The 14857-nt window shown below is 67.8% G+C and carries 13 protein-coding genes and 1 tRNA gene; 3 read left to right on the top strand and 11 right to left on the bottom strand.

Annotated features, from left to right (window positions below):
* Positions 1-416 precede the first annotated feature (416 nt).
* From MFF26_RS05215 to MFF26_RS05180, 8 genes are all read right to left on the bottom strand, one after another.
* Entirely contained in the window at positions 417-788 is a 372-nt protein-coding gene (locus tag MFF26_RS05215) for a hypothetical protein (RefSeq protein ID WP_210236194.1), read from the bottom strand.
* 132 nt (positions 789-920) lie between these two features.
* Positions 921-996 (bottom strand) — tRNA-Thr (locus MFF26_RS05210).
* Positions 997-1145: 149 nt separating this feature from the next.
* Positions 1146-1673 carry an ureidoglycolate lyase gene (locus MFF26_RS05205; RefSeq protein WP_137829122.1) on the bottom strand — a complete coding sequence of 176 codons (528 nt, stop codon included), beginning with the start codon at positions 1671-1673 and terminating at the stop codon, positions 1146-1148.
* Entirely contained in the window at positions 1670-2509 is an 840-nt protein-coding gene (locus MFF26_RS05200; RefSeq protein WP_137829121.1) for a bifunctional allantoicase/(S)-ureidoglycine aminohydrolase, read from the bottom strand. Before MFF26_RS05200 ends, MFF26_RS05205 begins: the two co-directional genes overlap by 4 nt.
* Positions 2510-2551: 42 nt before the next feature.
* Positions 2552-3910 (bottom strand): 8-oxoguanine deaminase, encoded by a 1359-nt coding sequence (locus tag MFF26_RS05195; RefSeq protein ID WP_137829120.1) that lies wholly within the window; start codon positions 3908-3910, stop codon positions 2552-2554.
* A 488-nt stretch (positions 3911-4398) separates the two neighbouring features.
* The gene (gene thiE / locus MFF26_RS05190) at positions 4399-5130 is read right to left on the bottom strand and encodes a thiamine phosphate synthase (protein ID WP_137829119.1); all 732 of its coding nucleotides are present in this window, start codon (positions 5128-5130) and stop codon (positions 4399-4401) included.
* A gap of 213 nt (positions 5131-5343) precedes the next feature.
* Complete coding sequence (locus MFF26_RS05185) at positions 5344-6411, bottom strand: COG3904 family protein (protein WP_238307681.1); 1068 nt, start codon at positions 6409-6411, stop codon at positions 5344-5346.
* Between the two features lie 606 nt (positions 6412-7017).
* Complete coding sequence (locus MFF26_RS05180; protein WP_137829117.1) at positions 7018-7821, bottom strand: response regulator; 804 nt, start codon at positions 7819-7821, stop codon at positions 7018-7020.
* Positions 7822-8017: 196 nt separating this feature from the next.
* On the opposite strand from MFF26_RS05180, the gene MFF26_RS05175 reads away from it, so the two are divergent.
* Positions 8018-8227: a NepR family anti-sigma factor gene (locus MFF26_RS05175; protein ID WP_137829116.1), complete on the top strand. Its 210-nt coding sequence runs from the start codon at positions 8018-8020 to the stop codon at positions 8225-8227.
* A 9-nt stretch (positions 8228-8236) separates the two neighbouring features.
* Here the strand turns inward: MFF26_RS05175 and pdeM are convergent, their stop codons facing one another.
* The 3 genes from pdeM to MFF26_RS05160 are packed head-to-tail and all read right to left on the bottom strand — an operon-like array spanning position 8237 to position 12517.
* Positions 8237-8950 (bottom strand): ligase-associated DNA damage response endonuclease PdeM, encoded by a 714-nt coding sequence (pdeM, locus tag MFF26_RS05170; protein WP_137829115.1) that lies wholly within the window; start codon positions 8948-8950, stop codon positions 8237-8239.
* A 44-nt stretch (positions 8951-8994) separates the two neighbouring features.
* Positions 8995-11526, bottom strand: coding sequence for a ligase-associated DNA damage response DEXH box helicase (locus tag MFF26_RS05165; RefSeq protein ID WP_137829114.1), 2532 nt, complete (start codon positions 11524-11526; stop codon positions 8995-8997).
* A gap of 40 nt (positions 11527-11566) precedes the next feature.
* Positions 11567-12517, bottom strand: a complete 951-nt coding sequence (locus MFF26_RS05160) for an alpha/beta hydrolase (protein ID WP_137829113.1) — start codon at positions 12515-12517, stop codon at positions 11567-11569.
* 191 nt (positions 12518-12708) lie between these two features.
* Here MFF26_RS05160 and MFF26_RS05155 point away from each other — a divergent pair, with 191 nt between their 5' ends.
* Positions 12709-13062: a DUF6460 domain-containing protein gene (locus tag MFF26_RS05155; RefSeq protein ID WP_137829154.1), complete on the top strand. Its 354-nt coding sequence runs from the start codon at positions 12709-12711 to the stop codon at positions 13060-13062.
* Positions 13063-13333: 271 nt separating this feature from the next.
* Complete coding sequence (locus MFF26_RS05150; RefSeq protein ID WP_137829112.1) at positions 13334-14755, top strand: heterodisulfide reductase-related iron-sulfur binding cluster; 1422 nt, start codon at positions 13334-13336, stop codon at positions 14753-14755.
* Positions 14756-14857 lie beyond the last annotated feature (102 nt).

Here is a 14857-nt window from a genome sequence, read left to right as displayed (position 1 = left end):
CAACGAGATCTGCAGCGTCCTCATGCATCATCGCCCATATCACTGCGGCTGGGCGAGGATCCGGCGATCGGTCCCCGCGACGAGTCGGGAGCTGTAGCTTCCACTCGGCCGCTTGGGGAAAAAGCTTGGTGGAAGTCGTCTCGGATACCAGCATCGGACACAGTCTTCGCGAAGGGTACCGCGGGCCACAGAATCGAAGTTTTACCTCACCCTGAAGGCCACAGCCGCCGTACGGCCAGAGCGAACGCTCAGCCGACCAGAACCAGCGTCGGCGGGAACTGCCACTAGCGCATAGGTCTCGGCTGTTCCTGTATGCGCACCGGGTTCGTGCGATCGCCCTCGGCGAGGTAGCGCTTCAAGGCGTGGCCCAGTGGGTCTTTGAACATTCGCTGCCCTCCTCACGTGCAGCGAACCATTCAGAAAGGTACGCGGCGCCGGCTTCCCGATTCAGATGCCGACCCATCATGCGCCCGGTCGGATCCTTGATTGCCTGGGCCGGAATACTCAGCATTGGGGGAGCCGGTGCCAGCCACCTCATGTCCAACCATCACGACGGCGTGGCCATCAGGCTCTGCCTCGACAAGATGACCAGGGGCGCTCACGCCTTCACCACCCGCGCCAGCAAGGATCGCCGTCCGCGACGCGCTGCGACTGGTCGCCGGTGCGCTGTCCTTCTTACCGAGCACCGACCCGACGAAAGCGCTTGCCTCCACGGTCGCGGACAGGTCGACCGCGTAGCCGTCAGAGAGCGAAGCGCGATGCGTTTTGCCGTCGAGTTTCGCCGTCACCAGGCAGTTCACATCCTCGTTGATGACGGCCTTCGCCGTGAACAGCTCGGAAACGGTACGGGCGGTTTCGGCAAGGTGCTTACTATGTGCTTACCGGAGAGCGTTTCCAGTAAGCAGAGTAGAGCTAAGTAGTGGTGCCGCAAGAGGGATTCGAACCCCCGACCCCCTCATTACGAATGAGGTGCTCTACCAGCTGAGCTATTGCGGCGTCGATGCCGGAACAGGCCCGTTTGGGCGGTCCGCGATCGTGGCCGGGTCTTAGACGGATGGGTCGGTTTTGGCAAGCCTAAGGCTGCGTGTCGACGAATGCGAAACGGCACCGAAACCGCTGCGCGCTCGGCGCAGTGGGTGGACGGATCAGGGCAGAGTGCGGCGTTGGTCGGCCGTATCCGCTTCGACGATGAGCCACGGCTCATCGAAGACGTGCTCTTCGAGATTGGGGCCGACGCCGCCGCGGTCGATGACCAGGAAGTCTTGAGCCGCGCCGAGCGGGGTCAGGACACCGTGCCAGATGCCGATCCGGTAGCAGATCCCCTGCCCCGGTGCGGTGAGGAACGCCAATGGCGTCCCCGGTCGCCCGCCTTCGTCGGGGCAGACCACGACCAGGAACGGCGCCGCGTTTAACGGCACGAAGGCCTGGGCACCGAGGGGATGGCGCTCGACGAGGCTGAGACGCAGGGGCAAGGCGTAGGGCTCGGCCTCGACATGACCGATGACCACATGGCTGTCGTCGCCCGCCACCAACACCTGCGCGAGATCATGGTAGCGGCGCGCCTTACCGGCATTCATCGGGCGCGGCGCGGCGGCGGATTTGTCGATGACCGTGCCGAACGCCGCGAATGCGGACGGCGTCAGGGGCGCGACGCGGATCGTACGCGCGCTCATCGGGCCGAACGGAAGGGCGTCAGCGCGGCGTGGCGATTCACGTCCTTGTAGAGCAGGTAGCGAAACGGGCCGGGGCCGCCCGCGTAACAGGCCTGAGGGCAGAACGCGCGCAGCCAGAGGAAGTCGCCGGCCTGCACCTCGACCCAATCCCGGTTGAGCCGGTAGACCGCCTTGCCCTCCAGCACGAACAGGCCGTGCTCCATCACATGCGTCTCTTCGAATGGAATCGAGGCGCCAGGCTGCAAGGTGACGATGTTGACGTGCATGTCGTGTCGCAGATCGTCGGGCGATACGAAGCGTGTCGTCGCCCACGCTCCCTGTGTGTCCGGCATGGAGACCGGGTCGATGTCGGGCTCGAACGCGACGAAGGCTGCGGGCGGTTCGATCCCGGAAACGCGCTCATAGGCTTTCCGAATCCAATGGAAGCGCGCCGGCTCCGCTCCGTCGTTGCGCAGGCTCCATGTCACGCCGGGCGGACAATAGACGTAGCTGCCGGAGCGCAGGCTGTGCGTGATGCCGTCGAGCGTGAGGCGCAGCCCGCCACCGACCACGAACAGCACGCCCTCGGCACCCGGATCGGGCTCCGGCTGATCGCTGCCACCGCCGGGCGCCACCTCCATCAGATATTGCGCGAAGGTCTCGGAAAATCCCGAGAGCGGACGTGACAGCATCCAGGCCCGCGTGCCCTCCCAGAACGGCAATAGGCTGGTGACGATGTCGCTCATGACGCCGCGCGGAATCACGGCATAGGCCTCTGTGAACACGGCCCGGCCCGTCATCAAGGCACTCTGTGGTGGCAGGCCGCCGCAGGCTGGATTGTAGGACGAGGCGGTCATCGAAGCGGCTCCGGAATTGGATAAGGCTGCTGCTCAGCGGGATCACGCCTCGCCGCGTACGAGGTCGGCCGCCAGCTTGTTGTGGCGGGCGGCCAATGCGCGGCTGTCGACGGTGGTGAGGCGTCCTTCGCGCACGATCACGCGGCCGTTGATGATGCTCCAGGCCACCCGCTGGGGCGCGCAGAAGACGAGCGCGGCAACGGGATCGTGCAGGGCGCCCGCGGTTTCCAGGCCACGCAGATCGAAGGCGACCACGTCCGCCGCCATGCCGGGCTCCAGAGCCCCGATATCGTCGCGATCGAGCACCTGGGCGCCACCACGGGTGGCGATTTCGAGCGCCTCCCGGCCGGTCATGGCGGTGGGACCGAACCCGACCCGGGCCAGCAGCATGGCCTGGCGCGCCTCACCCAGCATATGCGAACCGTCATTGGAGGCGGAGCCGTCGACGCCGAGGCCGACGCTGACCCCCTCGCAACGCATCCGGCCGATCGGCGCGATGCCCGAGGCGAGGCGCATGTTCGAACACGGGCAGTGCGCGACGCCAGTGCGGGTCCGTCCGAACAGGCGGATGCCGGCCTCGTCGAGCTTCACGCAGTGTGCGTGCCACACGTCCTGCCCGACCCAGCCGAGTTCGGCCGCGTACTCGGCCGGCGTCATCCCGAACCGCTCGCGGCTATAGGCGACGTCGTCGGCCGTCTCGGCAAGATGGGTGTGCAGACCGACACCGTAGGCTCGGGCGAGTCCGGCCGATTCCCGCATCAGATCGCGGCTGACCGAGAAGGGCGAGCAGGGCGCCACCACGATCCGGCGCATGGCGTAGCGATCCGGATCATGCCAGCGCTCGATCAGACGGCGGGTCTCGGCGAGGATCGCGCCCTCATCCTCGACGAGGGCGTCCGGCGGCAGGCCGCCCTCGCTCTCGCCGACGCTCATGGCGCCACGGGCGGCGTGGAAGCGCATGCCGATGCCGTCCGCCGCCTCGATCGAATCGTCGAGGCGGCAGCCGTTCGGATAAAGGTAGAGGTGATCGCTGGAGGTCGTGCAGCCGGACAGGATCAGTTCGGCCATCGCAGTCTGGGTCGAGACGTAAATCATCTCCGGCGTCAGCCGTGCCCAGATCGGATAGAGCGCCCTGAGCCAGCCGAACAGCTCAGCATCCTGCGCCCCCGGCAAGGCGCGGGTCAGGGTCTGGAACATGTGATGGTGGGTGTTGACGAGCCCGGGCAGCACGACATGCCCGGCCATGTCGATCACCTCGTCCGCCCTGTCCGGCACAGTCTCGGCGGGCCCGACCGCGACGATCCGATTGTCCTCGATATAGACGCCGCCGCCGCGGATCTCGCGACGGGCACTGTCCATGGTGACGAGGACATCGGCGTTTCGCAGCAGCAGCGAGGTCATTGCGTCCCCTCCTCAAGCCGGGCCGCGACCTTCGCGCTACCCACGCCGGTCATCACGGCGATGATCCGCAACATCGCGCAAGCAGGCACCGGGTGCGACGCGACCCAGCGGTTCATTACGGGCCCCTGTCATGCCGTGCGCCATTCGTCAGGGCTTCGCCGCCACGACACAACACCAGGGCATCGGACGGTTCACCCATTCTCAGACGAAGCCCGCCACGGTCGATCCTTCCGCGTCATGATGCTGTTGCGACCGATCTCAAGACAGATGCCAACGGCTTTGCCGACCGGATCTCGACCCGTGATGGGAGGGACGGAAGGCAAGGACCACGCCGTCGCACCGGAAAGGCCGCCTGGATTGATCTGCCCCCCAGAACGCCTCATCCGCCACGGCCTCCGCGTTCCCCCATGAGCCCTAAGCGGACAGCTCGACCGGGTCAGTTCGACGCCGTGTATCCGCCTGAGTTCCCCCGCCGGCCCGCGAGCGCCTCACGATGTCCGTGCGTTCAGAGCTTCATCGATCCGCGCGCGAAGATCTCGCGCCCTGCCCTCGGTGTCCCCGCCCTTGAACAGGGCCCCGATCAGGGCGACACCATCGGCCCCGGCACGGATCACGGAGGCCGCGTTACCGGCATCGATGCCGGCAATGGCGCCGAGCGGCAGAGCCTGCCCACGGGCGAGGCGGGCACGGAACACGATCCGCTGCAGGCCATCGAGGCCGACCGGTGGGTCGGGATTGTCCTTGCTCGTCGTGGCGAAGACGCCGCCGATGCAGGCATAGTCGATCGGCAGGCGGTAGAGCTCGTCCGCCTGTGCACCGGACTTCACTGTCAGACCGATGATCGCCTTGGGGCCGAGGAGACGCCGGGCCTCTTCCGGGTGGAGGTCCGATTGTCCGAGATGCACGCCCTCGGCGCCCGCCGCGAGCGCCAGATCCACCCGATCGTTGATCAGCACCGGAACGCGGCCGGCGACCGCGGCGCGGATCGCTCGGATCCGGGCGAGCGCGGCCCGGGCATCGCCGATGTCCTTCTCGCGGTACTGCAGGAGGGTCACCCCGCCGGCGACCGAGGCCGCCGCGAGTTCGGCCAGAACCGCGGCGTCGCCCCCCAAGACCCCGACATCGAGAAGACCGTAGAGCCGCAGATCGACCGCGACGGGGGGAGCCGGCCGTGTGAGGCCGAAACCTGCGCCGGTTCCGCTCGCGATCCCGAGGCTCATGCCCTTGTCCTCACGCCGTTCTTCCCTCGCAGCCGGTCCTATGACGGCGCACCAATGGGTCTAGAGCGGAGGCCAAGGACCTTGCAATCGGTTGTGGGAGCGATCCGGCCCCTTCCCCGCGCATATCGACCCCGTCGGTCCATCGAAATGCGCCGCAAAAACCCAGGTGGATGGCCGATTTCGGAACCTCCGGCCGCGCGGAGGCAGGTCGTGTCACTCTGCCTGCGCCGTGACATGGGCGAAAGATCCCTCGGGGAAGAAGAGCGGGCGCAGCGCCCGTGCGGCTTCGGGCGAGGGGTGAGCGAGGGCGGCGCTAAAGGCGCGGCGCAGGTCGGCACAGTCGCGCGAGGCGAGCGGCGAGGTTTCCGGTGATGGGTCGAGGACGGGATGTCGCGGAAAGATCGCCCGGGCGATGGCCAATTCGGACTCGCCGATGCCGCTGCGGGTCAGCACGGCACCCAAACCCTCGCTTGCGGCGGCGCAGGTGCCGTCCCGTTCGGGCCCGACACGGTTGAGCATGCGCAGGGTCGTACGCCCGAGGGCGAGGAGCGTCGTCGGTTCCGCCTCTCGAAAAGCTCCCGCAACGACGCGGGCGGCTCTGCGCCGGAGACCATCGATCGCTTCGCCTTCTGATCGGCCCTGTGCGTAGCCGTCGAGATACCATGCGACGAGGTCCCGAACGATGTCCGGGGCCGCCCTCTCGATCTCCGTGAGGATCGGAACGCTGCGCAGGACCAAGGCCCTGGCCTGGATGGGGTCCGGGCCGTCATCGAGGGTGGAATCGGGGAAGCGGTAGACATCCACCACGCCGGTGGCGACGCGGGCCGCGATGAGGCGGGCTGCGTCGGGGACCATCAGATCGTCGGGGCGCACCTTCAGCGCGGCATCGACGAAGGCCGGCTCGATCCCGGCGGCAAGGTAGGCCGCCCGCTCAGGTGCGCTGTCGGCCTCGATCTCGATGCCGAAGGGTCCCGCTTCATAGGGGGCGTGGAAACCGAGCCGTGCTCCCTCCAGAACGAGACGCTCCCGTCCGCGCACGAAGGCCAGGGTGCAGGCGGACACGCAATAATCCGGGACGTATGTCACGAGGCCGCGCCGCGCTACGAGCGCACCGACGGCAGCCCCTTCGTCCACGAGGCCGCCCTCGCTCGTCAAATGGATGCGCTCGACATCGGGATGCGCGTCGAGGAGGCGGGCCAAGCGATCCGCCACGCCTTCGGTCAGTTCCCCCGACAGTCGGACGTCGCGCCCCTGCGGTCCGAGCGCGACGCGGGCGGGCATTGCGTCGGACGGACCGAGGAGGGGGTCCGTGAACCGCGTCGGTGGGACGATTTCGGAAGCATCGACCGCCCCGCGCACCGGACCGTGTGTCGTCAACAGCCCGGCGAACAGGCAAAGACCGAACCCGGCCGACCGGCCGGACCATGATCCCCGCAAGCTCCGCCCGACGCCGCGGAAGAAACGCCGCGAACCAGCCGCCATCTTCGCCCCCACAAGGTCCGGAAATTTGTTCGATCCGGCCAGTGTCCCTCGGGGATTCGACGAAGCAAGGCCTCTGCCAGGGTGAAAGCGAGGCCGGGGATAGGCCGTCTCGCGGCGGCGGGATTCGGCGGAAGGAAACGACTGCGACGGCGTCGAAACGTCGGAATTGCTTTCCTGGGCTGACATTGTGTCGCGGCCGGGTGCACCGGTACTCCGAGATCATCCAGCGTCACGACAGGGGTTCCGGGGTGCCACCGGACGTCCCTAGGGCCGGACACCCATCCCTGTATTTCAGATTCTTCGCCGGCTCATCGTTGCACAAACGCGCTCGGACGCTTCACCGAACGCGAAAGGGGCGCCGATCCGGCCGGATCAGCGCCCCTTTGTTTCGTCAGACCGTTCGGATCAGGCGCTGCGGGCTTCGCGGCGGCGGGCGCTCTGCTGGAAGAACAGCGCTTGGCTGATGACCGCCGAGACGTTGGCGGGCTGGAACGGCTTCGCGATGAGGAAGGCCGGCTCCGGCCGCTCGCCGGTGAGGAAGCGCTCCGGATAGGCGGTGATGAAGATCACCGGCACCTCGAAGGTCTTGAGAAGGTCGTTCACCGCGTCGAGGCCGGACGAGCCGTCGGCGAGCTGAATGTCCGCCAGGATCAGGCCGGGACGCTTGCCGTCGGACGCGATCTTGATCGCCTCGGTGCGGGTGCGGGCGACGCCGATGACGTTGTGACCCAGACCTTCGACCAGGGCCTCCAGGTCCATCGCGATCAGCGGTTCGTCCTCGATGATGAGGATCTCCGTGGCCATGTCGGCGGCCAGCTCGCGGCCCGCCTCGTCGACGAGGTCGCGCACCTTGGCGACGTCCACATCGAGAATGACGCCGGCATCCTCCTCAGAGAAGCCTTCGAGACAGGAGAGCAGGAAGGCCTGACGCGGCAGCGGCGTGATCTGGCCGAGGCGGACTTCCGCCGGGAGATCGTGCTGCACCTGCTCGCTGTGGCCATTCACGGAGAGCGAGTTCCAGATCCGGGTGAAGACACGGAACAGATCGGCCTTGACGTTGGTCGAGCGGCCGAGGGTCTCCGGCTCATTGACCAGCGTCTCCAGCGTGGCCGCAACATAAGCATCGCCGGCCACTTGGCTGCCCGTGAGGGCTCGGGCGTAGCGGCGCAGGTAAGGCAGGTGCTGCACGACCAATTGTGCTGTCGACATGGATTCCCCTGAGCCTCTGCGCTCTTCGTCGTTATCAATGCGCCGCTAACGCGGCGGGGCCCCGTCCGTTCCTGAAGCCTCGCGGAACCGAACCCGTATGGCGGCGTTGCTGCTGCAGCCATGACTCATGTCAAGCCGCAACACAATCGCGGCGAGTCATCGCGAGCCGAAGCGGCGGCAAGGGGATCGACCGAGAATGACAGAGGACGTGCCGGCCGGCGAGAGTTCCGGCGACCGGCCCAGTGCAATGCGCGGCAAGCTGAACGACCAGAGCCAGCAGCGGATCGGCAATCATCTGCGAGCGCTCTACGATTCCGTCGTACAGCAACCGATTCCCGACCGCTTTCGCGAGCTGATCGCGCGGCTCGACGATACCCCTGAGACGGACACCGCCGACAAGACCTGAGCGGCCCCCTCAGTCGCGACCGAGCATGGACCGACCGATGGCGAAGACGCGTCCGTCACCGAGCAGGTAGGCGGTGAAACCGTTGGCAAACAGCGGCTCGAAGGCGACGTCGCGCACGTTCAGACCACCGGTATAGGCCCCGAAGGCCGGCATGACGAGGCGGCGACCGTCGCTCACGAAACACCGGCGACGCACCGAACGCCCGCGCATGCTGACCTTGCCGCAGGGATGCAGGTGGCCGGCGATCTCTCCGTCGCCTGCGCCCACCAACGGCTCGTGGCGCAGGGTCAGGCCGCCGAGGGTCAAGGTCTCGCAATAGCGCCCGCCGACCCCCTCACTCACCGCGGCATCGTGGTTGCCCGCGATCCAGACCCAGTCACGCCCTTCCTGCAAGGCCGCGATCATCGCCCGGTCGCCCGGCTCCATCCGCTCAGGCCCTCGGGCATCGTGGAAGGAATCGCCGAGCGCGACGACGCAGGCCGGATCGAGCCGCTGGATCGCCTCGTGCAGGCAGGACAGCGTCTCCCGCGTGTCAAAGGGCGGCAGGAACTGACCGGACCGGGCGGCGTAGGCCGACCCCTTCTCCAGATGAAGGTCGGACACGACCAGCGTGCGGTGTTCGGGCAGCCACAGGGCACCGCTGCGGTCGAGGCTCAATGCCTCCCCGGCGAGCGACAGGTCGGTGCCCTTCACGGTTTTCTCAAGTCGTTTGGCCAGTGCCAAGGTCGCATCCTCAACGGGTCGTCGGGTTGAGGGGCGCTTCTCGATCAGCCGAGTGCCTCTTCGAGCAACGCGGCTTCCGCCTCGGCCAGGATATCGTCGGCCCCCTCTCCGTAGACCCGCTCGCGCCCAATTTCGAGCATGACGGATACGGAGAGCGGCGAGACCCGGTCGAGGGATCGGTGGATGATTCGCCCCCGGATGCGCCTCAGCATCATGCCGAGGCGGGTCACGTCGAGGAGTCCGGTTGCCGCATCCTGCCGCGCAGCGCGCAGCAGAAGGTGGTCGGGCTGGTGGCGGCGCAGCACGTCGTAGATCAGATCGGTGGAGATCGTGACCTGCCGACCCGTTTTCTTCTGGCCGGGAAACCGCCGCTCGATCAGGCCGGCGATGACGGCGCATTGCCGGAACGTCCGCTTCATCATCGCGGACTCGTCGAGCCACGCCTCCAGATCGTCGCCGAGCATGTCCTCATCGAACAAGGCCTCGACGAAGCTGGGCGAGAGGGCAATGCGCTCGCTCACATCCTTCGTCATCCAGATCGCGATGCCGTAATCGTTCGCGGCAAAGCCCAGGGGACGCAGCCGCGCCCGCTCGAGGCGGCGCGTCAGCAACATGCCGAGGGTCTGGTGCGCGAGCCGCCCCTCGAACGGGAAGGCCGTGAGGTAGTATCGCCCCGACCGCGGAAACGTCTCGACCAACAGGTCGCGCTCGCCCGGCAGCAGCGAATGGCGACGCTGCTGCGCCAGGTAGGTCGCGAGTTGGGGCGGCAGCCGGTCCCACTCGAACGGGTCGGCGATGATGGCTCGCACCCGTGCGGCGAGGAAGGTCGAGAGCGGGAATTTCGATCCGGCATAGGAGGGAATGGCCGGATCGGTGCCGGGACCGGCCCGGGTCGCCATGCACTCGTCCTCCGCCAGCCCCTCGAAGCGCAGAACCTCGCCCGCGAACAGGAAGGTGTCGCCGACCGTCAGGGTCTCGCAGAAGTCCTCCTCGATCTCGCCGAGCACCTTGCCGGTCTTCGGGATCACCGTGCCGGGCTTGCCGCGCAGGTGCCGGGCGAGCCGAACCTTCACGTGGGTCGATTCCACGATGGTGCCGACATTCATGCGGTATTGCTGCGCCACGCGCGCGTCGCGCACCCGCCACTTGCCGTCCGCCCCTCTGAGGATCTTGGCGAAGCGCTCGTAGGCGCGCAGGGCGTAGCCGCCGGTGGCGACGTAATCGACCACCGCCTCGAACTCCTCCCAGGTCAGTCCGGCATAGGGAGCGGCGGAGACGATCTCGTCGTAGAGGTCGAGGGGATCGAAGGCGTCGGCGCAGGCCATGCCGAGGACGTGCTGGGCAAGCACGTCGGGAGCCCCGATGCGCGCATCCGGCGTGTCCTGCGCCGCCTCTTCCACGGCATCGAGGGCGGCGCGGCATTCGAGCATCTCGAAGCGATTGCCGGGGACCAGATAGGCCTTCGAGGGCTCGTCCATGCGGTGGTTGGCCCGGCCGATCCGCTGCATGATCCGGCTCGCGCCCTTCGGCGCGCCGACATTGACCACGAGGTCGACATCGCCCCAATCGATCCCGAGGTCGAGCGTCGCGGTGCAGACGATGGCCCGCAACTGCCCCGCCGCCATCGCGGCCTCGACCCGGCGGCGCTGCGAGGCGTCGAGCGAGCCGTGGTGAAGCGCGATCGGCAGCGTGTCCTCGTTCAGCCGCCACAGCTCCTGAAAGGTGTATTCGGCCTGAAGCCTGGTGTTGACGAAGACCAGTACCGTGCGATGCGCGCGGATCAGGTCGTAGATCGCCGGCATGGCGTGCCGGGCGGTGTGGCCGGCGAGCGGCAACGTGCGCCCGATGTCGAGCATGTGCAGGTCGGGTTTGGCGCCGCCGCCGGCCACGACGAGGTCGGCCATCGCAGGGGCCGCGGCCGGCGCCGCGACCGCCTGCTCCGCCGCTTGCGACCGCGAGGGCGTTTGCGACACCAGATACTTTCGAAGCTCGTCCGGCTCGCGCACGGTCGCCGACAGGCCGATCGCCCGCAGGCCCGGCGCCAACCGGCGCAGCCGGGCCAGCGCCAGGGCGAGGAGATCGCCGCGTTTCGAGGTCACGAGCGCGTGCAACTCGTCGAGCACCACCGTCCGCAATCCGGCGAACAGACCCTCCGCCTCGCGATGGGCAAGAAGCAGCGAGAGCTGCTCCGGCGTCGTCAGCAGAATGTCCGGCGGCCGGGCGATCTGGCGGGTCCGCTTGTGGGCGGGGGTGTCACCGGTACGGGTCTCGACCGTGACCGGAAGGTTCATCCCGGCAATCGGGGCGTCGAGGTTGCGGGCGATATCGACGGCGAGCGCCTTGAGCGGGGAGACGTAGAGGGTGTGCAGCCCCCGTCGACCTTTGCCCGCCTCCGATAGCTCGACGAGGCTCGGCAGGAATCCGGCCAGCGTCTTACCGGCACCCGTGGGGGCGACGAGCAGGGCGGAGCGTCCCCCCCGTACCGTGGCGAGCAGTTCGAGCTGATGCGGACGGGGCTGCCAGCCACGGTCGGAGAACCACTCGGCGAAGAGCGGCGGGAGATGGGAAGGGGGCACGCCGCTCAGGTAAGGCGCGGGGCGCGCCCCGTCATCCGCGTCACGCCAGCGCCATCAGGAAGCGGTCGATCAACTCGAGTGCCCGCTCGGTCAGGGGGCCGGGATAGCGCACGAAGACGTGGCAGCCTCCGGCATAGACCGCCGTGTGGCCGCCATTGCCGGCGGCGGCCCAGCGGGCCGACATGTAGAGCGTGTCGTCGAGCAGCGGATCGGCGGTGCCGACCGTGAACAGAGCCGGAGGCAGACCCTTCAGATCGGCGTAGAGCGGCGACACATCGGGCCGGCGGCGATCGATGCCCTCGCGGACATAGCCGTCGGCGAAGCGCTCGAGGTCGGTGCAGTTGATGACGAGGCGCTCCTCACCCCAGAGCCGCACGCTCGGCGTCAGGCCGAGATCGTAGAAGCCGGCATTGAGATTGGCGCCGCGAAAGGCGCGGGTGAGGCCGTGCCGGTCACGCAGGCGCAAGAGCACCATGACGGCGAGATGCGCGCCGACCGATTCCCCGCCGATGGTCAGGGCGGTAACGCCGAGTTCGCGGCGGCCGGGCCCGGCGAGCCAGAGAGCGGCAGCCTCACAATCCTCCAGCGCCGCGGGATAAGGATGCTCGGGCGCCAGACGATACTCGACCGACAGGCAGATGAAGCCACAGGCATCGGCGATCCGCTCCAGCCAGGGGTCCTGCTCGTCGGCCGCGCCCCAGACCCAGCCGCCGCGATGGATATGGAGATAGGCGCCGCGCGCCTTGCCCTTCGGTCGGATCACCCGCAGCGAGAGGGGCCCGCCGGGACCGTCGATCGTCAGGGTCTCGGCCCGGGCGCTGCGCGGCATGGCCGGGGAGGCCTTGGTGCCCTCGCGACGACGGGCGCGCACCTCCGCGATCGGCAGCGACCACGGGTCGGGCTGCGCGGCATGGGCAGCCACGATCTCGGCGTTGAGCGTCTTGGTCTCCGGATCGATCGTCGCCGGATCGAACAAGGCGTGGTCGATCATGGGGCCTTTCTCGGGTTCCCGTATGGGCCGCTCGTCGGCAGCCCGCCATCTTGAGCGGAACGCGTCCCGGTGCCATCTGCCAGAAGCCGCGAATGCGTCCAACGACGGGAAGGGGCGCGCGGTTTCACACGGCTGTGGCGGCGAAGCAACGTCGCTGTGGATCGTTGGGCGTGGATGAGGGACCGGACGGCATGATCGGCGATCACGATACGCGGCGCGGCTTACCGCCGGGGCAGAGCGGCTACGCCGATCCGCGTTACGGCGCACCGCGCCAACGCTCGGGACTGAACCGCTTTCTCGGTGGCTCGCCCGCCGCGGTGGCGGTGAAGCTGCTCTTCCTGTCGGTGCTGGTCGGCGCCGTGATGGCGATGCTCGGCCTGACGCCGGGCCTGCTGTTCTGGCAGATCTACGATCTGTCGCGACACCTAATCGATCTGGGCTTCGAGACCTTCCACGATTTCGGCCGCTGGATTCTGGCGGGCGCCGCGGTCGTGGTGCCGATCTGGTTCATCGCCCGCCTTCTCACCGTCTCACGGGATCGGTGAGGGCATCGTCGGGCCTGTCGGCGTCGCGCCGCAGGCCCGAAATCGCGGTCTCGATCCTGCTCAACCGGTTCGGAGCGCATCGGCGGTTGCAGCATCCGTCGAACAGCGACGTCGCGGACGATATTCACGCTGTCCTCGAACGGCACTGCGGACGACCGCTGATCCACGACCCTGCGACGCGGAACGCATTGCGCAGGCATCTGGTACAGTTCTAAGAACGCCTCCAGACCAAGCTGCCAGTCTCAAAGAACAATCAGGCCGAGGACGCGCCGTGCAGACCAGCTTCTCCCCCGGGCAGCTCGCCGATCCCGCGATGGCGGCTTCGGAAAAGATCCTGCGCACGTGTGTGCATTGCGGATTCTGTACCGCGACCTGCCCGACCTATCTTCTCCTGGGCGACGAACTCGATTCCCCGCGAGGACGCATCTACCTCATCAAGGACATGCTGGAAGGCGGCAAGGCGGCCAGCCGCGAGGTGGTGAAGCATGTCGATCGCTGTCTCTCCTGCCTGTCCTGCATGACGACCTGCCCGTCGGGCGTGCATTATATGCACCTCGTCGATCATGCCCGCACCCATATCGAGAAGACCTACAAGCGCCCCCTGACCGACCGGCTGCTGCGGCAGGTGCTCGCCCTCGTGCTTCCCTACCCGAACCGCTTTCGCCTCGCTCTGCTCGCGGCGAAGATCGGCGCGCCGTTGCGGCCGCTGGTCGCCCGCGTGCCCCGCGTCGGCAACCGCCTCGCGGCCATGCTCGACCTCGCACCGGCCCAGCTGCCCAACCGCAATCCCACCGACAGGCCGGGAATCTTCCCCGCCGATACCTCGGCGCAGGAGGTGAGCGATCTCTTCCAGACGGGTCGCGATGCCGGGCCGGGCAAGCGCCGCGGCCGGGTCGCGCTCTTGCGGGGCTGTGCCCAGAGCGTGCTGCGCCCCGATTTCAACGAGGCAGCGATCCGTCTTCTCAACCGCCATGGCGTCGAGGTGGTCCAGCCGAAGGGCGAGGGCTGCTGCGGAGCGCTGACCCATCACATGGGCAAGGAGGATTCCGCCCATGCCCATGCCAAGCGCACCATCGATGCCTGGATCGCAGAGATGGATGGAGAGGGTCTCGACGCGATCGTCGTCACCGCCTCCGGCTGCGGCACGACGATCAAGGATTACGGCTTCATGTTCCGCGATGATCCCGCCTATGCCGAGAAGGCGAAGCGGGTCTCGGCCATCGCCAAGGACGTGACCGAGTACATGGCCCTGATCGGTCTGCTGCCCCCGGTGGAGGATACCGACCTCGTGGTTGCCTACCACTCCGCCTGCTCGATGCAGCACGGGCAAGCCATCCGCACCGAGCCGAAGACTTTGCTCAAGGCGGCGGGCTTCACGGTGAAGGACGTGCCCGAGGGCCATATCTGCTGCGGCTCGGCCGGCACCTACAACATCCTCCAGCCCGAAATCGCCGGACGCCTTCGCGAACGCAAGGTCGCCAATATCGAGCGGATGCGGCCCGACCTGATCGCCACCGGCAATATCGGCTGCGCCACGCAGATCGGGAAGGGAACGGAGATTCCGATCCTGCACACCGTCGAGCTGCTCGATTGGGCGACCGGCGGCCCCCGTCCGGAGGCCCTCGACCGCGTCCGAACGACCCCGATTCCGGCAGCCCATCCAGTCTCGAAACCGGCGCCCCTGCACGCATAACGGTGGGGCCGGCGCGGCGCTATCGCCCAGGGATAGCAGCGAGGGGTTCCTTGACCTTGCTGCAGGTGCGAATTAGGCCGCAACTCTCCCGGGCCCGAGATC

Source organism: Methylorubrum suomiense, assembly GCF_022179765.1.
Classification (GTDB): Bacteria; Pseudomonadota; Alphaproteobacteria; order Rhizobiales; family Beijerinckiaceae; genus Methylobacterium; species Methylobacterium suomiense.
The sequence above is the reverse complement of the archived record's forward strand: the minus strand, read 5'-3'. Positions and strand labels throughout refer to the sequence as shown.